At 73.0% G+C, this 20919-nt stretch carries 16 protein-coding genes and 1 tRNA gene; 4 read left to right on the top strand and 13 right to left on the bottom strand.

What is annotated here, in order from left to right; translation table 11 throughout:
* Positions 1-49: 49 nt before the first annotated feature.
* Positions 50-697 (bottom strand): ANTAR domain-containing response regulator, encoded by a 648-nt coding sequence (locus tag LUW75_RS19280; RefSeq protein WP_250336737.1) that lies wholly within the window; start codon positions 695-697, stop codon positions 50-52.
* A gap of 100 nt (positions 698-797) precedes the next feature.
* On the opposite strand from LUW75_RS19280, the gene LUW75_RS19275 reads away from it, so the two are divergent.
* Positions 798-881 (top strand) — tRNA-Leu (locus tag LUW75_RS19275).
* Between the two features lie 774 nt (positions 882-1655).
* Here LUW75_RS19275 and LUW75_RS19270 read toward each other — a convergent pair.
* The 5 genes from LUW75_RS19270 to LUW75_RS19250 all read right to left on the bottom strand — a co-directional run bounded on the left by LUW75_RS19270 (position 1656) and on the right by LUW75_RS19250 (position 6950).
* Complete coding sequence (locus tag LUW75_RS19270) at positions 1656-2216, bottom strand: DinB family protein (RefSeq protein ID WP_250336736.1); 561 nt, start codon at positions 2214-2216, stop codon at positions 1656-1658.
* Between the two features lie 34 nt (positions 2217-2250).
* Complete coding sequence (locus LUW75_RS19265) at positions 2251-2958, bottom strand: SIMPL domain-containing protein (RefSeq protein ID WP_250336735.1); 708 nt, start codon at positions 2956-2958, stop codon at positions 2251-2253.
* A gap of 153 nt (positions 2959-3111) precedes the next feature.
* Positions 3112-5613 (bottom strand): aminopeptidase N, encoded by a 2502-nt coding sequence (gene pepN / locus LUW75_RS19260; RefSeq protein WP_250336734.1) that lies wholly within the window; start codon positions 5611-5613, stop codon positions 3112-3114.
* The gene (locus LUW75_RS19255) at positions 5592-6053 is read right to left on the bottom strand and encodes a chorismate mutase (RefSeq protein WP_250336733.1); all 462 of its coding nucleotides are present in this window, start codon (positions 6051-6053) and stop codon (positions 5592-5594) included. Before LUW75_RS19255 ends, pepN begins: the two co-directional genes overlap by 22 nt.
* A 123-nt stretch (positions 6054-6176) precedes the next feature.
* Complete coding sequence (locus LUW75_RS19250; RefSeq protein ID WP_250336732.1) at positions 6177-6950, bottom strand: S1 family peptidase; 774 nt, start codon at positions 6948-6950, stop codon at positions 6177-6179.
* Between the two features lie 173 nt (positions 6951-7123).
* Here LUW75_RS19250 and LUW75_RS19245 point away from each other — a divergent pair, with 173 nt between their 5' ends.
* Both LUW75_RS19245 and LUW75_RS19235 read left to right on the top strand, forming a co-directional pair.
* On the top strand, positions 7124-8056 hold the full coding sequence (locus tag LUW75_RS19245; protein ID WP_250336731.1) for a hypothetical protein: 933 nt from the start codon (positions 7124-7126) through the stop codon (positions 8054-8056).
* Positions 8057-8116: 60 nt separating this feature from the next.
* Positions 8117-9625 carry an ankyrin repeat domain-containing protein gene (locus LUW75_RS19235; RefSeq protein WP_284453848.1) on the top strand — a complete coding sequence of 503 codons (1509 nt, stop codon included), beginning with the start codon at positions 8117-8119 and terminating at the stop codon, positions 9623-9625.
* An 84-nt stretch (positions 9626-9709) separates the two neighbouring features.
* Here LUW75_RS19235 and LUW75_RS19230 read toward each other — a convergent pair whose 3' ends face one another.
* Positions 9710-9982 carry a hypothetical protein gene (locus LUW75_RS19230; RefSeq protein ID WP_250336730.1) on the bottom strand — a complete coding sequence of 91 codons (273 nt, stop codon included), beginning with the start codon at positions 9980-9982 and terminating at the stop codon, positions 9710-9712.
* Positions 9983-10380: 398 nt separating this feature from the next.
* Here LUW75_RS19230 and LUW75_RS19225 point away from each other — a divergent pair, with 398 nt between their 5' ends.
* A complete protein-coding gene (locus LUW75_RS19225; protein WP_250336729.1) occupies positions 10381-10626 on the top strand; it encodes a winged helix-turn-helix domain-containing protein in 246 nt (81 codons plus the stop codon).
* Positions 10627-11304: 678 nt separating this feature from the next.
* Here the strand turns inward: LUW75_RS19225 and LUW75_RS19220 are convergent.
* The 6 genes from LUW75_RS19220 to lgt form a co-directional block, all read right to left on the bottom strand.
* Positions 11305-11679 carry a VOC family protein gene (locus LUW75_RS19220; protein ID WP_250336728.1) on the bottom strand — a complete coding sequence of 125 codons (375 nt, stop codon included), beginning with the start codon at positions 11677-11679 and terminating at the stop codon, positions 11305-11307.
* Positions 11676-12443, bottom strand: coding sequence for a VWA domain-containing protein (locus tag LUW75_RS19215; RefSeq protein ID WP_250336727.1), 768 nt, complete (start codon positions 12441-12443; stop codon positions 11676-11678). The genes LUW75_RS19220 and LUW75_RS19215 overlap by 4 nt, the downstream gene beginning before the upstream one ends.
* A 166-nt stretch (positions 12444-12609) precedes the next feature.
* A complete protein-coding gene (locus tag LUW75_RS19210) occupies positions 12610-14070 on the bottom strand; it encodes a glutamate synthase subunit beta (RefSeq protein WP_250336726.1) in 1461 nt (486 codons plus the stop codon).
* On the bottom strand, positions 14063-18622 hold the full coding sequence (gene gltB, locus LUW75_RS19205; protein ID WP_250336725.1) for a glutamate synthase large subunit: 4560 nt from the start codon (positions 18620-18622) through the stop codon (positions 14063-14065). Before gltB ends, LUW75_RS19210 begins: the two co-directional genes overlap by 8 nt.
* A gap of 414 nt (positions 18623-19036) precedes the next feature.
* Entirely contained in the window at positions 19037-19765 is a 729-nt protein-coding gene (locus LUW75_RS19200) for a VIT1/CCC1 transporter family protein (protein ID WP_250336724.1), read from the bottom strand.
* A gap of 189 nt (positions 19766-19954) precedes the next feature.
* Positions 19955-20902 carry a prolipoprotein diacylglyceryl transferase gene (lgt, locus tag LUW75_RS19195; protein WP_250336723.1) on the bottom strand — a complete coding sequence of 316 codons (948 nt, stop codon included), beginning with the start codon at positions 20900-20902 and terminating at the stop codon, positions 19955-19957.
* Positions 20903-20919: the final 17 nt, after the last annotated feature.

Here is a 20919-nt window from a genome sequence, read left to right as displayed (position 1 = left end):
CAATTCACCTCAAACGCAAAAACCCCCCGAACCGATCACCGGCCAGCCCCTATCCCCGACCGCCCCACCTCTCCTCGGCATCCTCCAACACCGCCTCAGCCACCTCCCGCATCGACATACGCCGATCCATCGACGTCTTCTGGATCCACCGAAACGCCGCCGGCTCCCCCAGCCCGTACCGCGACTGCAACACCCCCTTCGCCCGGTCCACCAACTTCCGCGTCTCCAAACGCTGCGCCAGATCCACCACCTCCCGCTCCAGCGCCCGCAACTCCGCGAACCGCGACACCGCCATCTCGATCGCCGGAACCACATCACTCTTGCCGAACGGCTTCACCAGATACGCCATCGCACCCGCGTCCCGCGCCCGCTCCACCAGCTCCCGCTGCGAGAACGCGGTCAACATCAGCACCGGAGCGATCGACTCCCCCGCGATCCTCTCCGCGGCCGAGATGCCGTCCAGCACCGGCATCTTCACATCCAAGATCACGAGATCCGGACGGTGCTCGCGCGCCAACTCCACGGCCCGGGCCCCGTCGGCCGCCTCGCCGACGACCGTGTACCCCTCCTCCTCGAGCATCTCCTTCAGATCGAGGCGGATGAGCGCCTCGTCCTCGGCGATGACGACGCGGGTCGTCGCCGGCGGGACGTGCGACTGGTCGTCGGCGACGGGCTGGGGCGACTCAGGGGCGGTCACGGAGGCTCCTCAGTACGGGCGCGGCACGGGTACGGCTCCGCACGAGCGTACCCAGCTGCGGCGACCCGGGGGACCCGATACACTCCTTCGCAGCACGTGAGCCGGGTTGATGGAATCGGCAGACATGATCGCCTCAAAAGCGATTGCCCGAAAGGGCGTGCGGGTTCAAGTCCCGCACCCGGCACTCACGGGAGGCGGAACCTCACGCTCTCGTGGGTCTCCTTCCACGTACTACATCCGGCCACGGCCGCTCTCGCAGCGTAGTGCCGTACACGTTCACGGAACAGAAGTACGGCAGCGTGCGATCACCATCGCTGCGCGGAGGCGTGAAGAACGCGGAAGTCGCTCGGCTCCCCGGAGTACCCGCCGGCACGGTCGGCTACCGGCGCCACGTGGACCGTGCGAAGCCCGGCGAGTGCCCTGGCCGCGACGCCTCCCGCTGCTCCAGGTGCACGGCACACCGGTCGGCGGGGAAGCCCATGCCCACCTCTTGGGGCGCTGCCCGGGCGGTGGCCACCTCGCCCGGAGCCGCCCCACGAGCGCACCGTGCCCGTCCGTGTGGTGCACGGGCGCCTGGCCGGGACCGATCGAGGCGTGCGGGGATGCGATGCAGCGCGTAGTGCCGGGTGCCGGCCTCACCGGGGCGCAGCGTACCGGTTGCCACGGGATGGTGGACGCACTGCACGGGTGACGGTGGTCCGTACACGTTCTCGGTGGCCCGGAGGGCGTCGGTCGCGTTGACCGGCGCCCGTGTGGGGGCGGGGCGCCGGGGGAGGTGCCGGGTCCGTTCGAGGTGTCCGGTGCGCGGGTCCGGGCCGGGGCCGCTGGTCCGGTCGGGGTTCTCGCCCGTTCCGTCGTCCGTGGCGGTCCGGGGTCTTCGTTCGTGTCGGTCCTCGTGCGGGGCCGGTGGCGTCGTGCGGGGTGGCCGGCGGGCCGTGGTGCGGGGTCGTGCCGGTCGTCACTGGCCGACTCTTCCGTCGATGCGTTCGCGCAGCAGGTCGGCGTGTCCGCAGTGGCGGGCGTACTCCTCGATCCTGTGCACCATCAGTTCCCGGACGGGGATCGCGTTCTTTCCGAGGCGTTCGGCCGGGTCGGGGTGGTTGGCGAGGGCGGCGTCGGTGGCGGCTTGTTCCTTCTCCAGGTCGGCGTAGGCGGTGTCGACCGTGGTCCGGTCGGCGGTGGCTTCGTCGAAGTCGGCGTCGCGTTCGCCGTAGAGCTTGGGGAGCGGGTCGCCGTCGCTGATCCAGTTGCGCCAGTCGCGTTCCACTTCGGCGAGGTGCCGGATCAGGCCGAGGAGGGACATCGTGGACGGGGGGACCGATCGGCGGGCGAGCTGTTTGGGGTCGAGTCCTTCGCATTTCATGCGGAGGGTGAGGCGGTAGTCCCCGAGGAAGCCCTGGAGGGTGGGGAGTTCGCCGTCAGGGCCGGGGTGGTGGGTGTTGCGGGGGTCCTGGTCCGGGTCGGTCCACATGTCGGGGTGGACGGTTGCCTGGGTCCATCGTGTGGGGTGGTCGTTCATGTGGTGCATGGTGGTCCGTGGGGGGTGGGGCCGGCTACCGGTTTGCGGTGGTGGGGTGTCCGGGTGGCTGGTGTTCGGCGCTCCGGAGGGTGGGCGGGTGGAGCGTGAAGCGGGCGGTGATGTGGGCGGTGGCGGTTTGGCGTTGTGGTTGGAGGTCGAGGGGCGGGGGGGTCTGGGTGCTTTCGGTGGCGTGGGCCGTGCGGAGGGTGGGGCTTGGGAAGAGGGGGTGGTCGGGGGCGGTGTCGTCGAGTTGGAGGAGGGCGTCGAGTTCGGTGCCGAGGGCGTGGGCGTAGTCGCGGGCGCGGTGGACGGCGTCTTCGACGGCTTGTCGGCGGGCCTGGGTGTGGGCGGGTGAGGTGGGGCGGAGGGTCCACCAGGGGCCGTCGATCCGGGTGAGGTCGAGGGCGGCGAGGCGGGTGATGAGTTCACCGAGGGGGGCGAAGTCGGTGAGGGTCGTGGTGAGGTGGACGGTTCCGTGGTGGGTGTGGATGTGTTCGTTGCGGCTGTGGGGGGTGAGTTCGGGGGTGAGGGTGAGGGTGCTGGTTTCGAGGGTGTCGATGGCGGAGCCGTAGCTGCGGATGAGGTTGAGGGCGGTGGTGTTGCGTTGGGTGAGGTCGGTGAGGGTGGTGTGGCGGTCGGTGCCGCGGGCGGTGAGGGTGATGTCGATGCGGGCGAGGTCGGGGGCGGTTTCGACGTGGCCTTCGCCGCGGACGGTGATGTGGGGGGTCGGGGGGGTGGTCATGTGGTGTCTCTCGTCTTCGTCGGGGTGGCGCGCGCGTGGGGGTGTGCGCGGTGGGGGGTGCCTGCCGTGGGGGCGGTCCTGAGGGGAGTGCCTGCCGTGGCGGGTCCTGGTGGTGCTCTGGTGGCGGGTGTGTCGGTCGGGGTGTGGGGTGGGTCAGGCTCGGCGGATGCGGAGGGCGCGGCGGAGGTCGTCGAGGCGGTCGACGAGTTGGCGGCGGAGTGCGGGGGTGAGGTCGGTGGTGGTGAGGTGTTCCTCGCCGAGGCGGAGGTTCTCGGTGGTGACGGTGTAGCCGGGGAAGGCCTGGCGGCCGGTGGCGGTGGCGATGGCGGGGCCGCGGCGGGCGGCGAGGGTGGCGGCTTCGGGGTAGTAGCGGGTGGTGTAGGGGGTGAGGAGGTCGGTGTGTTCGGGTTGCCAGAAGCCTTCGGCGGTGGCGGTGAAGAGGTAGTTGGAGAGGGTGTCGTCGTGGAACATCCGTTGCCAGGCGGTGGCCTTGGCTTCGGGGGTGGGGAGGGCGGCGCGGCAGCGGGCGGCGCCTTCTTGGCCGGTGGCGCTGGGGTCGCGGTGGAGTTCGGCGGTGATGGCGGTTTCGTCGGTGGCGCCGAGCACGGCGAGGCGCCGGAGGATGCGCCAGCGCAGTTCGGGATCGAGGTCGGGGCCTCCGGGGACGGCGTCGTCGTTGAGCCAGCTGTGGAGGGTGCCGGTGTGGTCGGTGCAGTCGATGAAGTGGCGTACGGCGGTGAGGCGGAGACCGGGGTTTTCGCCGTCTTCGGTGCGGCGGATGAGGTTGCGGGTGATGTCGGTGAGGGTGGTGCGGGCGGTGGTGCGCTGTCGGGTGGGGAGGTAGCGGTCGGCGATCTGGTGGACGGCGAAGTGGAGGACGCTGTCGACGAGGGAGGCGTCGGTTTCCCGGGGGAGGTGGTGGTGGGCGGTGGTGAGGTAGTCGGTGGGGGGGAGGTCGCCGTCGCGGACCATGTCGCGCAGGGTGTTCCAGAGGACTGCGCGGGTGAGGGGGTCGGGGGTGCCGGAGATGCTGTGGAGGGCGGTTTTCAGGGAGGTGGGGTCGAGGCGGACTTTGGTGTAGGTGAGGTCGTGTTCGTTGGGGAGGACGAGTGCGGGTCGGGGGCCGGGGCGGGTGTGGGGCGCGTTCTGGGGGATGTCCGTTTCGTGGCGTTCGCGTAGGACGAGGGTGTGCTTGTCGGCGATGTCGTGGTCGTAGGCGCCGATGGTGGTGCGGTGGGGGCGGTTGCCGTGGCGGTGGAGGGTGAGGGTCCACTGGCCGGGGGCGGTGGTGATGTCGGCGGTGAGGGTGTCGACGCCGGTGGTGCGGAGCCAGGTGTGGGCCCAGGTGTGGACGTCGCGGTCGGTGGCGGTGGTGAGGTTGTCGATGAGGTCGGCGAGGGTGGCGTTGCCGAATTTGTGGCGGGCGAAGTGGGTGTTGATGCCGGTGAGGAAGTCTTTCTCGCCGATCCAGGTGACGAGTTGGCGGATCGCGGAGGCACCCTTTGCGTAGGAGATGCCGTCGAAGTTGAGGAGGGCGGAGGCGGTGTCGGGGACGGCGTCGGGGTGGGGGGCGACGGCGTGGGTGGAGGGGCGCTGGTCGGCGTCGTATCCCCAGGGTTTGCGGGTGATGCCGTAGTCGATCCAGGTGTCGGGGTATCGGGTGGTGGCTTCGTTGACGATTTGGTAGCCCATGTATTCGGCGAAGGACTCGTTGAGCCAGATGTCGTCCCACCAGGTGAGGGTGACGAGGTTGCCGAACCACATGTGGGCCATTTCATGGGCGATGGTGACGGCGCGGGTTTGGCGTTCGGTGGTGGTGACGGCGGAGCGGAAGATGTATTCGTCGCGGAAGGTGACGAGGCCGGGGTTTTCCATGGCGCCGGCGTTGAATTCGGGGACGAAAGCCTGGTCGTAGGAGTCGAAGGGGTAGGGTTCGTCGAATTTTTCGTGGTAGCGGTCGAAGCAGCGCCGGGTGGTGTCGAGGATTTCGGCGGCGTCGGTGTCGAGGTGGGGGGCGAGGGAGCGGCGGCAGTGGAGGCCGAAGGGGAGGCCGGCGTGGGTGGTGCGGACGGAGTGCCAGGGGCCGGCGGCGACGGCGAGGAGGTAGGTGGGGATGCGGGGGGTGGTGGCGGCTTTCCAGCGGCCGTCGTTCCGGCGGGTGGTGACGCTGTTGGCGAGGACGGTCCAGTTGTGGGGGGCGGTGACGGTGACGTCGAAGGTGGCTTTGAGGTCGGGTTGGTCGAAGGCGGCGATGACGCGTTGTGCGTCGTCGAGGAAGAGTTGTGTGTAGGTGTAGGTTTCGCCGTCGGCGGGGTCGGTGAAGCGGTGCATGCCTTCGCCGGTTCGCGAGTAGGGCATGGCGGCGTCGACGCGGAGTTCGTGGGGGCCTTCGGTGAGGCCGGTGAGGGGGAGGCGGTTGTCGTCCAGGGTGGCGGGATCGAGGGGTTTCCCGTCGAGGGTGGCGCCGCGCAGGGTGGCCGGTTTGATGTCGACGAAGGTGTCGCCGGCGGTGCGGGCGGTGAACTGGATGACGGTGGTGGAGTCGAAGGTCTGGTCGCCGGTGGTCAGGTCGAGGTCGATCCTGTAGTGGTGGACGTCCAGGGTCCGGGCTCGGGTCTGCGCCTCTTCGCGTGTCAGTACGGGCATGGGGGCCATGCTGCCTGATGGGGCGGTGACGGGGAGTGGGTTCCGTCGTAACGGTCAGTCGGGGGTGTGGTGGCGGGGGGTGCTGTCGTGGGTGTTGCCGGTGGTGCGGGTGTGGCGGGTGGTGGTGGGGCGACGGCGATGCGTTCGTGGTGGCGGATGACTTCGGCGATGATGAAGTTGAGGAGTTTCTCGGCGAAGGCGGGGTCGAGGTTGGCGGTTTCGGCCAGTTGGCGGAGGCGGGCGATCTGGCGGGCTTCGCGTGGGGGGTCGGCGGGCGGTAGGTGGTGGCGTGCTTTGAGGAGGCCGACCTGCTGGGTGCATTTGAACCGTTCGGCCAGCATGTGGACGACGGCCGCGTCGATGTTGTCGATGCTTTCGCGCAGGCGGGTGAGTTCGGCGGTGACGGGGTCGTCGGTTTCGCCGGTGTCGTGCTTGTCGCCGGTGTTCATGGGCGCGAGCTTAGACGGGGTGCCGGGGCGGGGGTGCGGTGTGGGGCGGTACGGCGAGAGGCAGGTCCGCGGTGGTGGCGGACCTGCCTCGTGTCGGGGTGTGGCGCGGGGTGGGTCAGGGGGTCACAGGGAGGCGGCCGCCGACTTGATGGCGGAGGCGAAGGTGGAGACTTCGGTGTAGACGCCGGGGTAGTTGGGCCGGGCGCAGCCCTGGCCCCAGCTGACGATGCCGACCTGGATCCAGGCGCCGTTGGCGTCGCGGCGGAACATGGGGCCGCCGGAGTCGCCCTGGCAGCTGTCGACGCCGCCGCTGGGGTAACCGGCGCAGAGCTCTTCGGAGGGGACCAGTTCGCCGTAGGACTGCCTGCAGACGGTGTCGGAGATGAAGGGCACCTGGGCCTTGAGCATGTAGCGCTGCTGGCTGCCGCCTTCGCGGTTGGCGCCCCAGCCGGCGATGGTGAAGGTGCCGCTGTTGTAGGCGGTGGTGGTGGCGATGTTGAGGGTGGGGAGGTTGATGGGCCTGTCGAGCTTGATCAGCGCCCAGTCCTTGCCGGTGCCGCTGTAGCCGGGGGCCCGGTAGACCCTGGTGGAGCGGGCCCTGATCGCGGAGGTGCTCTGGAGGTCGACCACGCCGGCGGTGGCGGTGATGCTGGTGTTGTAGCCGGAGCCGTCGACGCAGTGGGCGGCGGTGAGGACGATCTGCGGGGTGATCAGGGAGCCGCCGCATCCCATGGAGAGGCGGACCATCCAGGGGAATTCGCCCTGGGCCACGCGTGTGCCGCCGACGATGGGGGCGGGGGCGGCGGAGGCGGAGGTGGGCTGGAGGCTGACCGCGGCGAGGACGACCGCGCCGGCTGCGGCGAACCTCTTCAGGGCGCGTACCAGGGTGTTCTTCAATTTTTTGCCTTCCGTGGGGGGTGGCTTGCGCGTCACGGGCCATACACCTCGATGACATGAGCCCGTCAAAGCATGGACGGGATTATCCGGAGGTCCGCGCGCGGGGCGCAAGCCTCGTTTTTCGGCCATCCACCGCCCTCCGCCGTACCGTGGGAGGAGGGTCGGCGTCGGGCTTGGGGGTACCGGAGGTGGCGGACGAGGGGACGGGCGGAGCCGGTGGCGGGGTCGTCCACGGCTTCCCCCACCTGGCCGCGGTGCGGGCGGCGGTCACCGCGCTGTACCGGCGGCTCTCGCCCGACGGCCTGTACGCGTACGCCGGCAGCGTCGCCCCGGCCGACGTGGCCTTCGCCGACGCCGACGACCTCCACCTGGGCGCGGACCGGGTGGCCCGGGCGCTGGTGCGGCAGCTGCGGCTCCCCCGGGCGCGGGTGATCGTGGCCTTCCGGCCGATGGTGCACGCGGCGAGCGTCGAGCTGACGGCGGGGCCGGAGTACTTCGTCGAGCTGAACGACAGGTTTCGGACACACCGTCGGGACATCGGCGCGGCCCTCGCCCACGAGATCACCCATGTGCTGCTGCACCGCCTGGGCCTCGCCTTCCCCGGAACGCGGGACAACGAGGTCCTCACCGACACCGCCGCCACGTACCTGGGCGCCGGGTGGCTGCTGCTGGACGCCTACCGGGAGGACGCGGTGTCCAGCCAGAAGCTGGGCTACCTCACCCCGGAGGAGTTCGGGTACGTGCTGGCCAAGCGGGCGCGGGTGTTCGGCGAGGACCCGTCGCCGTGGTTCACCAGCCCGCAGGCGTACACGGCGTACGAGCGCGGCCGGGAGGAGGCGCTGCTCGACGAGCGGCGGCCCCCGCTGGCGGCGGCGGGGTGGGCGGGCCGACGCCGGTACGCGAGGGAGCGCCGCCGGTACGCGGAGGGCCGCGCGGACGCCGCCGCGCCGGCCGGGGCCGGGTACGCCTTCGGGGGCGCGGGCGCGGGCGGGGTGTGGGTGTCGTTCCCGTGCCCGACGTGCCGGCAGCGGGTGCGGGTGCCGGTGCGGGGCCGGGTGCGGGCGCGGTGCGGGCTGTGCCGCACGGTGCTGGAGTGCGACACGTGAGGGGTCTGTTCGGGCGCGTGCTTGCTTGCGGGCGGGCGGTGCGCGGGTGAGGGTCGGGACATGACGATGGTGCCCGCCCCTGTTCACAAGGATCTGTTCGAGGCCGTCCACGAGGGTGACGACGACGCCGTGGTGCGGTTGCTCCGGTCCGGTGCGCCCGCCGAGGCGACCGGGGAGGACGGCGGCACCGTCCTGTACGCCGCCGCGGTGGGCGGCCGCACCGGGATCGTGCGGCTGCTGCTGGCCGCCGGGGCCGACCCGGGGCGGGGCAGCGGCGGGGGCGGCGGCGACCTGCCGCTGTGCGGCGCGGCGTGCAACGGCCGCACGGCGACGGTGCGGGCGCTGCTGGCGGCGGGCGCGTGGCCGGACCAGTCGGAGGAGTTCGGGTACACGGCGCTGGCCTGGGCGGCGCGCCAGGGGCACGCCGGTGTGGCGCGGGCGCTGCTGGAGTACGGCGCCGACCCGGGCGCCGCCGGACCGGACGGGGCGCCGCCGCTGGTGGCGGCGGCGCGGCGCGGGTCGGTGCCGGTGGTGCGGGCGCTGCTGGAGCACGGCGCGCCGGGGCGGGCGGAGGCGCTGGCGGAGGCCCGGGCGTGGCTGGGCCGGGACGTGGAGCGCGCCGTGCGGGAGGAGCTGGCGGAGACGTACGGGGAGGGGGTCCGGACCGTGGTGCGGCGCGTCCGGGAGGACGGCGGGGTGACGGTCGTCGTGGAGGTCCTGCGGGACGGCCGGCCGGTCGCCGGGCGCGAGCGGCAGACCGGGCACGCGGCGATCGCCACCCTGCTGGAGGCCGCGCTGGGCGAGCGCACGCCGCCGGAGGAGCTGGCCGGGCGGGCGCTGCGGTGCGGCGACCCGTCGCTGGACGACTGGACGCGGGCGGTGGAGGTGCTGGGGCGGCGCGGGGACGAGGGGACGTTCCAAGCGGCGGCCGCGTGGTGCGCGGACGGCGACCCGCTGCGGCAGGCGCTCGGCGCGGACGTGCTGGCCCGGCTCACCGCCCCGGACGGGCGGGCCGGGGCGTTCGCCGCGCGGGCGGTGCCGGTGCTGCGGGAGCTGGCCCGGGAGGCGCGGGAGGCGGAGGTGGTCCTGTCGGTGGTGCGGGCGCTGGGGGCGCTGGGCGACGCGTCGGTGCTGCCGGACGTACTGCGGCACGCCGTCCATCCGGACGCGCGCGTGCGGCGCGGGGTCGCCGCGGCCGTGACCGGTCTCCTGCCGGAGGGGCACCGGGAGGGGGTCGCCGCGCTGGTGGCGCTGGCCCGCGACGGGGACGCGGCGGTGCGGGCGGCGGCGGTGCGCGCCCTGGCCTCCTCCCCCGACGACTCCCCCGCCGCGCGGGGCGCGCTGGCCGCCCGGCTGGAGGACCGGTCGCCGGACCCGGTGGTCGCGGCGGAGGCGGCGCGGGGACTGGCCGTACGGCAGGACGAGCGGGCGGTGGAGACGCTGGAGGCGCTGCTGACGACGGAGGACCCGGGCGGGCCGGCGTACGCGGTGGCGCTGGCCGCCGTGGAGCACGTACGGGACGGGGCGGCGCGGCGACGCCTGGAGTCGACGACGCCGCGCCGGCGCTGACGGCCACCGGGCCGGGCCGTCCACCGGCCGCCGGACCGGGCCGTCCACCGGCCGCCGGGCAGGGATCCGGCGGTGTGGAGGCGGCTACCGCTTCGCGGCCTCGAGCCGTTCGCCCCTCAGCTCCGCGACGTTCACCGCGTCCGCCAGGCGCTCGGCCGTCCGCCGCAGCATGAACCAGGACTCGTCGGCGGTGAGTCGGGGTCCGGCTGGCACGCTCCGTACGGGCCCCAGGACGACGGCCGCCGATTCGACCGGGTCGTCCTCCAGGGCGTCGCTCAGCGCCGCCACGACCCCGTCCGGCTGGCAGAACCCGCCGCGCCCGTCCCCCGGGCAGGGCATGCGCCGGTACTCGGTCACGCCGACACCGCCGCCCCGTGGTCGGCACCCGTCGCCGCCGGCACCGCCGCGGCGTACCGCCCGTGCCCGCGCCGCATCTCGCAGGCCAGCAGGTAGGGGCGGACGAGCTGAACGTCCTCCCCGCAAAGGAACTCAGCGCACGGTTGGACGGTCGGCCACGGGATGCGCCGGGGCTCGGGCGGTACGGGCGCGGCTCCCGCACGGCGTCGGCCGCAGGCAGGCAGGAAGGGGCTCAAAAGTCGTTCCAGTACAGTTCGCACGTCGGTCACTCCTCGTGTGATCGGCCGGCCCCGGGACGTTCGCGGCGTCGCCGGGGCACTTCACTTCCACGGTATACCGAAGTGTACTGAGGTGCTCTTCGGATGCAGAGAAGACCGAAGTACACTGAGCTTGGAAGGGTGAAAATCGATCGAACGCGTGCGATGTGGCCGCAGATTGCCGCTGCGATCACGCAGCGCATCAAGGATGGGACCTACCCGCCCGGCAGCAAGATCCCCAGTGTGGTGCAGATCGCTGCGGAGTTCGAAGTCGTCAACAGCACAGCTCAACGGGCCATGGAGGCTGTGCGCGCCGAGGGGCTGACACGAGCGGAGAAGGGCATGGGCACCTTCGTGCTGACTCCGGAGGAGCGGGAGAGCTCCTGAGACCTACAGTCGGACGGAGGGCGCCCGGAACCGCAGGTGAGCCGCGATCGAGTTGGCCCGCCCTGCGCTGTCCGGACGACGCCGGTCCACGGGTTTCCGGAATTCACTACCCGTCCGCAGCCGTGAGCGGCCTTCTCCTCGATCCCGCGACGTTCGCCGAGCCCTCCATGTGCTCCGTGGTGCGGCGCGGTGTGAGCCACGGCTTGCCCGCAGCGGGTCGCGGCCCCGCTGGCACCGCGCATCGACGCCCGCCACCGGTGAGGACCACTTGACCGAGGCGTTCACGGGCCGTGCTCACCGGTCTGAAGAGCCGGAGCCAGGCCCTGATGCGCTCACCGTCGAGAACCGGCCGACCGGCGACTCCTGCCGCGAGGAACCCGGCGACACCTTCGACGGCTCCGGTACACGGGAATCGAGTCGTCCACCGATCCCCGCGAGTCGCCGGTACTCCGCCCCGGTTTCGACAGGCCGGAGCCGATGCCCCGGGACGACACGGTGGATCCGTCCGCCATCGCCTCGGGTGACGGGCGCGTGGTGCTGTACGAGAACGGCGGCCCCGGCATCCGCCCGGTGTTCCGGCCCGTCGTGGGGAGGTCCCGGCCCCCGCGTGCCGACGTGGCGCCCCGGACCGGGCGGCGACCCGCCGGTACGGGGCGTACCGGGGGGCGCCGCCCGGGGTCAGGCCGCGCGTTCGGCGGCGCTACGTTCGACGCAGAACTCGTTGCCCTCGATGTCGGCCAGGACCGCCCAGCCGGTGCCGTCCGGGCGGCGCCGGTCGGAGACGAGGGTCGCGCCGAGGGCGAGGAGGCGGTCGACCTCCTCGTCGCGGGTGCGGTCCTGCGGCTGGAGGTCGAGGTGCAGCCGGTTCTTGGTGGTCTTCCCCTCCGGAACGGTCACGAAGAGGAGGCCGGCGCCGGGGGCCAGCACGGTAGCCTCCGGGTCGCCGGGACGGTCGTCGTCGGCGAGGGGGGCTTCCAGGACGGCGGACCAGAAGGAGGCCAGCGCGTAGGCGTCGGCGCAGTCGACGGTCACATGTCTCACGAGGGAACTCATGAGACCAGGCTGCCATTCGGCGCCGCCGGGGCCGCCGCCGGGGCCGTCCCGGGGGCGATGCCGCGGGCGCGTGCGGCCGCGAGCCAGGACGGGAGTTCCTCCACCAGCCGGTCGTACAGGACGTCGTCGGGGACCCGGAGGGGGTCCGTCCCGGCGTGGAAGAAGCCGGCGTTGTCGACGGGCCGCCGCTGTGGCACGGGCAGTTCGTCGAGGCGGCGCAGGAAGTCGAACCGGCTGCTGCGGGGGTCGCCGAAGCCCACGAACCGCCAGAACACCGGCAGCCGGGCCGCCTTGCAGACGTACTTCTCCGTGAGCGCCCGGTCGGAGGGCCCGCCGTCGGTCTGGAAGACGACGAGCGCCGGGGCGGTGGTGCCGCTGTCCAGGTAGTGGTCGATGACGGTGTCCATGGCCACGTGGTAGTTGGTCCGGCCCATGTGGCCCAGGCCCGCCGCGATCCGGCCGATCCGCCCCCGGTGGTCGGCGAGTTCGATGTCGGCGACGGCGTCGACGCCGGTGGAGAAGAAGACGACCGGGACGCGCCCGTCGTCGTCCAGGTGCGCGGCGAGCCCCAGCACCCGGTCCGCCAGGGCCTGGACGCTGCCGTCCCGGTAGTAGGGGCGCATGGAGCCGGAGTGGTCGACGACCAGGTAGACCGCCGCCCGCTGTCCCTCCAGGCCGTGTCTGCGCAGGGAGGTGCCCGCACGCTTGTAGAGGTCGACCAGCGCGGGCGCGGTCTGCTCGATCTTGCGGAGGTCGATGGCCATGCGTGCTCCCCCGGGTGCCTGCCGTGCGCGGCACCCCGTGTGACGTCCTGCGTGCCCACCGCACGGTACGCCCGCCGGGGCGCCGCCGCACGGTGCGGCGCCCGCCCGGGTCCGGTCGGGGACGTGGGCGGGCGCCGGGCCTCCGGGGACAGCGGCGGTCGGGCCGTCAGGCCGTCAGCGCGCGGTCGGTCGGGCGGATCGGGGCCGGCAGGTCGCTGGCGCCGGTCAGGTACCGGTCCACTCCGCGGGCGGCGGAGCGGCCCTCGGCGATGGCCCAGACGATGAGCGACTGGCCGCGGCCGGCGTCGCCGGCGACGAAGACGCCCGGCACGTTGGTCTGGAAGTCGGCGTCGCGGGCGATGTTGCCGCGCTCGTCGAGTTCCAGGCCGAACTGCTCGACCAGGCCGTTGGCGACGTCGGTGCCGGTGAAGCCCAGGGCGAGGGTGACCAGCTGGGCGGGGATCCGCCGTTCGGTGCCGGGCCTGGGAGTCGGCCTGCCGTCGGTGAACTCCACCTCCACCAGGTGCAGCCACTGGACGTCGCCGTCCTCGTCGCCCTCGAAGCGGGTGGTGGAGACGGAGTAGATCCGCTCGCCGCCCTCCTCGTGGGCGGAGGTGACCTTGTACAGCACGGGGAAGGTCGGCCACGGCTGGTGCGGGGCGCGCTCCTCCCCCGGCCTGGGCATGATCTCCAGTTGGATGACGGACAGGGCGCCCTGGCGGTGGGCGGTGCCCACGCAGTCCGCGCCGGTGTCGCCGCCGCCGATGACGACGACGTGCTTGCCCTCGGCGGTGATCGGCGGGGTGACGAAGTCGCCCTCCTGCACCTTGTTGGCGAGCGGCAGGTACTCCATCGCCTGGTGGACGCCCTTGAGTCCACGGCCGGGGACGGGCAGGTCGCGGGGGGTGGTGGCGCCGGCCGCGACGACGACGGCGTCGTAGCGCCTGCGCAGGTCTCCGGCGGTCAGGTCGCGGCCGACCTCGACGCCGGTGCGGAAGCGGGTGCCCTCGGCGCGCATCTGCTCGATGCGCCGGTTGATGTGCCGCTTCTCCATCTTGAACTCGGGGATGCCGTACCGGAGCAGTCCGCCGACGCGGTCCGCGCGCTCGTACACGGCGACCGTGTGGCCGGCACGGGTGAGTTGCTGGGCGGCGGCGAGGCCGGCCGGGCCGGAGCCGACGACGGCGACGGTCCTGCCGGAGAGGCGCTCCGGGGGGCGCGGGGTGACGCTGCCGGACTCCCACGCCCTGTCGATGATCGAGACCTCGACGTTCTTGATGGTGACGGCCGGCTGGTCGATGCCGAGGACGCACGCCGCCTCGCAGGGGGCGGGGCACAACCGGCCGGTGAACTCGGGGAAGTTGTTGGTGGCGTGCAGCCGCTCGTGGGCGGCGGCCCAGTCCTCGCGGTAGACGAGGTCGTTCCACTCGGGAACGAGGTTTCCGAGGGGGCAGCCGTTGTGGCAGAACGGGATGCCGCAGTCCATGCACCGCGACGCCTGCCTGCTGACGATCGGCAGGAGGGAGCCGGGGACGCGGACCTCGTTCCAGTCCTTGACGCGTTCGCCCACCGGGCGGTTCGGGGCGTCTTCGCGCCCGGTGGTCAGGAAGCCCTTGGGGTCAGCCATGGGTCGCCGCCTCCATCATCTTCTCGGTGGTCTCGGTCTCGGAGAGACCGGCCCGCTCGGCGGCGTCCTTGGCGGCGAGCACTGCCTTGTACGTGGTCGGGGTGATCTTGCTGAAGCGCCGGGCGGCGGCGGGCCAGTCGGCGAGGAGCCCCTCGGCGACGGTGGAGCCGGTCTCCTCCCGGTGGCGGCGCACCACGTCGTGCAGCCACGCCCGGTCGGTGTCGTCGAGGGGTTCGACGGCCGGCAGGTTGGCGGGGTTGACGTCGTCCGGGTCGAGGTCGACGACGTACGCGACGCCGCCGGACATGCCGGCCGCGAAGTTCCGTCCGGTCTCGCCGAGGACGACGGCGCGGCCGCCGGTCATGTACTCGCAGCCGTGGTCGCCGACGCCTTCGGAGACCACCAGGGCGCCGGAGTTGCGGACGCAGAAGCGTTCTCCGGTGCGGCCGCGCAGGAAGATCTCCCCGCCGGTGGCGCCGTAGGCGATGGTGTTGCCGGCGATGGTCGAGTACTCGGCCAGGTGGTCGGCGGCCCGGTCGGGGCGGACGACGATCCGGCCGCCGGACAGGCCCTTGCCGACGTAGTCGTTGGCGTCGCCCTCCAGGCGGAGGGTCACGCCGCGCGGCACGAACGCGCCGAACGACTGGCCCGCGGAGCCGGTGAAGGTGAGGTCGATCGTGTCGTCGGGCAGGCCCGCCCCGCCGAACCGCCTGGTCACCTCGTGACCGAGCATGGTGCCGACCGTGCGGTTGATGTTGCGGACGGCGAGGCGGGCGCGGACCGGGCGGGCGTCCTCGGCGCTCGGTGCGCCCAGCGCGTCGGCGGCCAGTTCGATCAGCTGGTTGTCCAGGGCCTTCTCCAGGCCGTGGTCCTGGGCGAGGACCCGGTGGCGGGCGGCCCCCTCGGGCAGTTCGGGGACGTGGAACAGCGGGGCGAGGTCCAGGCCGCGGGCCTTCCAGTGGTCCACGGCGCGGGTGGCGTCGAGGACCTCGGCGCGGCCGACGGCCTCCTCCAGGGTGCGGAAGCCCAGTTCGGCGAGGAGTTCGCGGACCTCCTCGGCGATGAACTCGAAGAAGTTCTCGACGAACTCGGGCCTGCCGGAGAACCGCTCCCGCAGGACGGGGTTCTGCGTGGCGATGCCGACCGGGCAGGTGTCCAGGTGGCAGACGCGCATCATGACGCAGCCGGAGACGACGAGCGGCGCGGTGGCGAAGCCGAACTCCTCGGCGCCGAGGAGCGCGGCGACGACCACGTCGCGGCCGGTCTTCAGCTGGCCGTCGGTCTGGACGACGATCCGGTCGCGCAGGCCGTTGAGCAGCAGGGTCTGCTGGGTCTCGGCGAGGCCGAGCTCCCAGGGGCCGCCCGCGTGCTTCAGCGAGGTGAGCGGGGAGGCGCCCGTGCCGCCGTCGTGGCCGGAGACGAGGACGACGTCCGCGTGGGCCTTGGAGACGCCGGCGGCGACCGTGCCGACGCCGGCCTCGGAGACCAGCTTCACGTGGATGCGGGCGGCCGGGTTGGCGTTCTTGAGGTCGTGGACGAGCTGCGCCAGGTCCTCGATGGAGTAGATGTCGTGGTGCGGCGGCGGGGAGATGAGGCCGACGCCGGGTGTGGAGTGGCGGGTCCTCGCGATCCACGGGTACACCTTGTGGCCGGGCAGCTGGCCGCCCTCGCCGGGCTTGGCGCCCTGGGCCATCTTGATCTGGATGTCGTCGGCGTTGACCAGGTACTCGCTGGTGACGCCGAAGCGGCCGGAGGCGACCTGCTTGATCGCGGAGCGGCGGGCCGGGTCGTGGAGGCGGTCGGGGTCCTCGCCGCCCTCGCCGGTGTTGGACTTGGCGCCCAGCCGGTTCATGGCGACGGCGAGGGTCTCGTGCGCCTCCTCGGAGATGGAGCCGTACGACATGGCGCCGGTGGAGAACCGCTTGACGATCTCGGCGGCCGGTTCGACCTCCTCGATCGGGACGGGGGGCCGGTCGGGGGTGAAGCCGAACAGGCCGCGCAGCGTCATCAGCCGCTCGGACTGCTCGTTCACCCGTTCGGTGTACTTCTTGAAGACGTCGTACCGCTTGGAGCGCGTGGCGTGCTGGAGGCGGAAGACCGTCTCGGGGTCGAACAGGTGCGGCTCGCCCTCGCGTCGCCACTGGTACTCGCCGCCGGTCTCCAGGGTGCGGTGGGCCGGTGCGACGCCGCCGGCCGGATACGCCCTGGCGTGGCGGGCGGCGACCTCCTCGGCGATGACGTCGAGGCCGACGCCGCCGATCCTGCTGGAGGTGCCGTCGAAGTACGCGGCGACGAGGTCCCGGTCCAGGCCGATCGCCTCGAAGGCCTGGGCGCCGCGGTAGGAGGCGACGGTGGAGACGCCCATCTTCGACATCACCTTCAGCACGCCCTTGCCGAGGGCGTGGATCAGGTTGCGGACGGCCTGTCGGGGTTCGACGCCCCGGACGAACGTCCCGGCGCGGACGAGGTCCTCGACGGACTCCATGGCCAGGTACGGGTTGACGGCGGCGGCCCCGTAGCCGATGAGCAGCGCGACGTGGTGGACCTCGCGGACGTCGCCCGCCTCGACCAGCAGGCCCACGCGGGTGCGCTGCCTGGTGTGGATGAGGTGGTGGTGGACGGCCGAGGTGAGCAGCAGCGACGGGATCGGCGCGTGCTCGGTGTCGGAGTGCCGGTCGGACAGGACGATCAGGCGGGCGCCGTCCTCGACGGCGGCCTCGGCCTCGGCGCGGATCTCCTCGATCCGGGCGGCCAGCGCCTCGCCGCCGCCGGAGACCCGGTACAGGCCGGAGAGGGTGACGGCGGCCATGCCGGGCATGTCGCCGTCGGCGTTGACGTGGACGAGCTTGGCCAGCTCGTCGTTGTCGATGACCGGGAACGGCAGGGTGACGCTGCGGCAGGACGCAGCGGTCGGCTCCAGCAGGTTGCCCTGCGGGCCGAGGGGGGAGACCAGCGAGGTGACGAGCTCCTCGCGGATGGCGTCCAGCGGCGGGTTGGTGACCTGCGCGAACAGCTGGGTGAAGTAGTCGAACAGCAGGCGGGGGCGTTCGGAGAGCGCGGCGATGGGCGAGTCGGTGCCCATGGAGCCGATCGGTTCGGCGCCGGTGCGGGCCATCGGCGCGAGGATGACGCGCAGTTCCTCCTCGGTGTAGCCGAAGGTCTGCTGGCGGCGGGCGACCGAGGCGTGGGTGTGGACGACGTGCTCGCGTTCGGGCAGGTCGCCCAGCTCGATGACGCCGCCCTCCAGCCACTCCCGGTACGGGTGCTCGGCGGCGAGCTCCGCCTTGATCTCGTCGTCCTCGACGATGCGGTGCTCCGCGGTGTCGACGAGGAACATCCTCCCGGGCTGGAGGCGGCCCTTGCGGACGATCCTGCCGGGCTCGACGTCGAGGACGCCGACCTCCGAGGAGAGGACGACGAGGCCGTCGTCGGTGACCCAGTAGCGGCCGGGGCGCAGGCCGTTGCGGTCCAGGACGGCGCCGATCCGGGTGCCGTCGGTGAAGGTGATGCAGGCGGGGCCGTCCCAGGGCTCCATCAGCGTGGAGTGGTACCGGTAGAAGGCGCGCCGGGCGGGGTCCATGGAGGTGTGGTTCTCCCACGCCTCGGGGACCATCATCAGCACCGCGTGGGGCAGGGAGCGGCCGCCGAGGTGGAGCAGTTCCAGGACCTCGTCGAAGGAGGCGGAGTCGGAGGCGTCCGGGGTGCAGACGGGGAGGGTCCGCTCCAGCGCCCCGTCGCCGAAGAGGCCGGAGGCGAGCTGGGACTCGCGGGCGCGCATCCAGTTGCGGTTGCCCTTGACGGTGTTGATCTCGCCGTTGTGGGCGACGAAGCGGTACGGGTGGGCGAGGGGCCAGCTCGGGAAGGTGTTGGTGGAGAACCGGGAGTGGACCAGGGCGAGCGCGCTGGCGGTGCGGCGGTCGGACAGGTCGGGGAAGAACGGCTCCAGCTGCCCGGTGGTGAGCATGCCCTTGTAGACCAGGGTGCGGGCGGAGAGCGAAGCGAAGTAGACGCCCAGCTCCCGCTCGGCGCGCTTGCGCAGTACGAAGGCCCTGCGGTCCAGGTCGATGCCGCGGCTGCCGCCGTCGGCGAGGAACAGCTGGCGGAAGACCGGCATGGTGGAGCGGGCGGCGGCACCCAGCAGATCCGGGACGACGGGGACCCCGCGCCAGCCCAGGACGGTCAGGCCCTCCTCGCCGGCGAGCGTCTCGATGCGCGCGACGGCTTCGTCCGCGGCGTCCCCGGGGAGGAAGGCGGTGCCGACGGCGTAGGCGCCGGCCTGGGGCAGCGGGAATCCGGCGACCTCGCGCAGGAACGCGTCGGGGACCTGGATGAGGATGCCCGCGCCGTCCCCGGAGTCGGGTTCGGAGCCGGTCGCGCCGCGGTGCTCCAGGTTGCGCAGCACCGTCAGCGCCTGCCGGAGCAGCTCGTGGCCGGGGACACCGGTGAGGGTGGCCACCAGTCCGACGCCGCAGGCGTCGTGTTCGTGGCGGGGGTCGTACATCCCCTGGGCAGCGGGGCGGCCGTCCGTGGGCGACCAGGCGTCGGCGCGCATGGGCTCTCCCGTCGTCGTCGTGGCATGTGCGGATGCCGAAGGGACGACGTTGGCCCTCCGTCGGAGTCGCGTGCGAATCACATGATGAAACGTTTCTCGGGGGACGGATAGCTCGTTCCACCATGCGGACACCGCGGGGGCGGCGCCACCGGGCGCCGCGTCCGGGGACGGGGGAGGGGGCGCGGGCGGCACCCTGCGGCCCGTCGGAAGGGGGGCGGGCTCCGTCGCCCGCGGCGTTCGGGGCTCATCCCCCGGGAGGGGGGGCCGAAACCGCCGGGCGGTGGTCGCCCGTGCGGCTTCCCGGACAGTGTCCCACCCGCCGGCCGGGGCGGCCACCGGACTGCCGCCGCAGCGGCCCGGCGGCGGCCGGTGCGGCCCGGCGCCCCGCCCCCGGCCCGTGTCCGGGCGCCCGGCTCAGAGCACCGCGCCGAAGAGGCCTCCCAGCGCGTACGTCACGGCCGCCGCCGCCCCGCCGAGGGCCAGCTGCCGCAGGCCGCTGTACCACCAGCCGCGCGCCGTCACCCGGGCGACGAGCGCTCCGCAGGCGAACAGCCCGGCGAGCGCGAGCAGCACCGCGGGCCACAGCGCGGTCGCGCCCAGCAGGTACGGCAGGACCGGCAGCAGCGCGCCCAGCGCGAACGAGCCGAACGACGAGGCGGCGGCGACCAGCGGCGACGGCAGGTCGTCCGGGTCGACGCCCAGCTCCTCGCGGGCGTGGATCTCCAGTGCCTGCTCCGGGTCGCGGGACAGCTGCACGGCCACCTCGCGGGCGAGCCGGGGCTCGACGCCGCGCGCCACGTACAGCGCCGCCAGCTCCTCCATCTCGTCCGCCGGGTGCCTGCGCAGCTCCCGCCGCTCGACGTCCAGTTCGGCCTCGACCAGCTCCCGCTGGGAGGCGACGGACGTGTACTCGCCGGCCGCCATGGAGAACGCGCCGGCGGCGAGGCCCGCCAGGCCGGTGAGGACGACGGTCTGCTGCGAGACCGAGCCGCCCGCCACGCCGGTCATCAGCGCCAGGTTGGAGACCAGGCCGTCCATCGCGCCGAACACCGCCGGGCGGAGCCAGCCGCCGTTCACGTCGCGGTGCGTGTGGTTGTCGCGGTGGGCGACGTGCAGCGCCGCCTCGGTCTCGATGATGGACACGGTTCTCCCTTGCTCCACGCGGGCCGACCCGCGCCTTCCCTCGATCATCTTCGAAAATACGCTCGATGTAAGGGGTGTGCCAGCAAGGCAGGCTTTACTTAGTAAGGGTCGCCACACCTCGGGGACGGCGAAGCGGCCGCCGGGGCCCTTCGGGGTCCCGGCGGCCGCTCCTCGCGCGGCGGGGCGCGGTCAGGGCTTCCGCGGCGCCCCGGCGTCGGCGGCCGTCGCGTCGGCGGTCTCGGTGCCGGGCCCCTGCGCGGCGGTGTCCGCGGCGGCCTCCGCGGCACCGTCCGCCGTCGGCCCGGCCGCGGTCCCGCCCGCGACCGCCCGGGGCTCCACGACCGCCTCGCGGCCCGGCCGCCTCCGCGCCGACAGCACGATGTACACCACGGCCAGCAGGAACACCACGATCGCGGTCCACACGTTGAGGCGCAGGCCCAGGATGCGGTGGGCGTCGTCGACGCGCATGTACTCGATCCAGCCGCGGCCCGCGCAGTACGCGGCGACGTACAGGGCGAAGGCCCGGCCGTGGCCCAGCGTGAACCGGCGGTCGGCCCAGACCACCAGGAGGGCGACGCCGACGCACCACAGCGACTCGTAGAGGAAGGTCGGGTGGTAGAGCCCCGGCTCGCGGTTCACGCCCTCGCCGATCTCCAGCGCCCACGGCAGGTCCGTGGACCGGCCGTACAGCTCCTGGTTGAACCAGTTGCCCCAGCGGCCGATCGCCTGGGCGAGGGCGATGCCCGGGGCGATCGCGTCGGCGTACGCGGGCAGCGGGATCCCCCGGCGGCGGCAGCCGATCCAGGCGCCCACCGCGCCGAGCGCGATGGCGCCCCAGATGCCGAGACCGCCCTCCCAGATCTTGAACGCGTCGACCCAGTTCCGGCCCTCGCTGAAGTAGAGCTGGTAGTCCGTGACGACGTGGTAGAGCCGGCCGCCGACCAGGCCGAAGGGAACCGCCCAGACGGCGATGTCGGCCACCGTGCCGGCGGTGCCGCCCCGGGCGATCCAGCGCCGGTTGCCGTACCAGACGGCGACGAAGACACCGATGATGATGCAGAAGGCGTAGCCGCGCAGCGGGACCGGTCCGAGGTGGATCACGCCGGTCGACGGGCTGGGAATGTAGGCAAGGTCCATGGCAGGACCGACGCTAC

Origin of the sequence: Streptomyces sp. MRC013, assembly GCF_023614235.1 — a bacterium.
Classification (GTDB): Bacteria; Actinomycetota; Actinomycetes; order Streptomycetales; family Streptomycetaceae; genus Streptomyces.
The sequence above is the reverse complement of the archived record's forward strand: the minus strand, read 5'-3'. Positions and strand labels throughout refer to the sequence as shown.

What these genes read in the sequence shown, in the direction of transcription:
- LUW75_RS19265 (WP_250336735.1), bottom strand. Translation starts at nt 2,958, where the DNA reads ATGACCACCCCCCCGACCCCCCACATCACCGTCCGCGGCGAAGGCCAC.
- LUW75_RS19220 (WP_250336728.1), bottom strand. Translation starts at nt 11,679, where the DNA reads ATGAGTTCCCTCGTGAGACATGTGACCGTCGACTGCGCCGACGCCTAC.
- gltB (WP_250336725.1), bottom strand. Translation starts at nt 18,622, where the DNA reads ATGCGCGCCGACGCCTGGTCGCCCACGGACGGCCGCCCCGCTGCCCAG.
- LUW75_RS19235 (WP_284453848.1), top strand. Translation starts at nt 8,117, where the DNA reads ATGACGATGGTGCCCGCCCCTGTTCACAAGGATCTGTTCGAGGCCGTC.
- pepN (WP_250336734.1), bottom strand. Translation starts at nt 5,613, where the DNA reads ATGGCCCCCATGCCCGTACTGACACGCGAAGAGGCGCAGACCCGAGCC.
- LUW75_RS19215 (WP_250336727.1), bottom strand. Translation starts at nt 12,443, where the DNA reads ATGGCCATCGACCTCCGCAAGATCGAGCAGACCGCGCCCGCGCTGGTC.
- lgt (WP_250336723.1), bottom strand. Translation starts at nt 20,902, where the DNA reads ATGGACCTTGCCTACATTCCCAGCCCGTCGACCGGCGTGATCCACCTC.
- LUW75_RS19255 (WP_250336733.1), bottom strand. Translation starts at nt 6,053, where the DNA reads ATGAACACCGGCGACAAGCACGACACCGGCGAAACCGACGACCCCGTC.
- LUW75_RS19210 (WP_250336726.1), bottom strand. Translation starts at nt 14,070, where the DNA reads ATGGCTGACCCCAAGGGCTTCCTGACCACCGGGCGCGAAGACGCCCCG.
- LUW75_RS19270 (WP_250336736.1), bottom strand. Translation starts at nt 2,216, where the DNA reads ATGAACGACCACCCCACACGATGGACCCAGGCAACCGTCCACCCCGAC.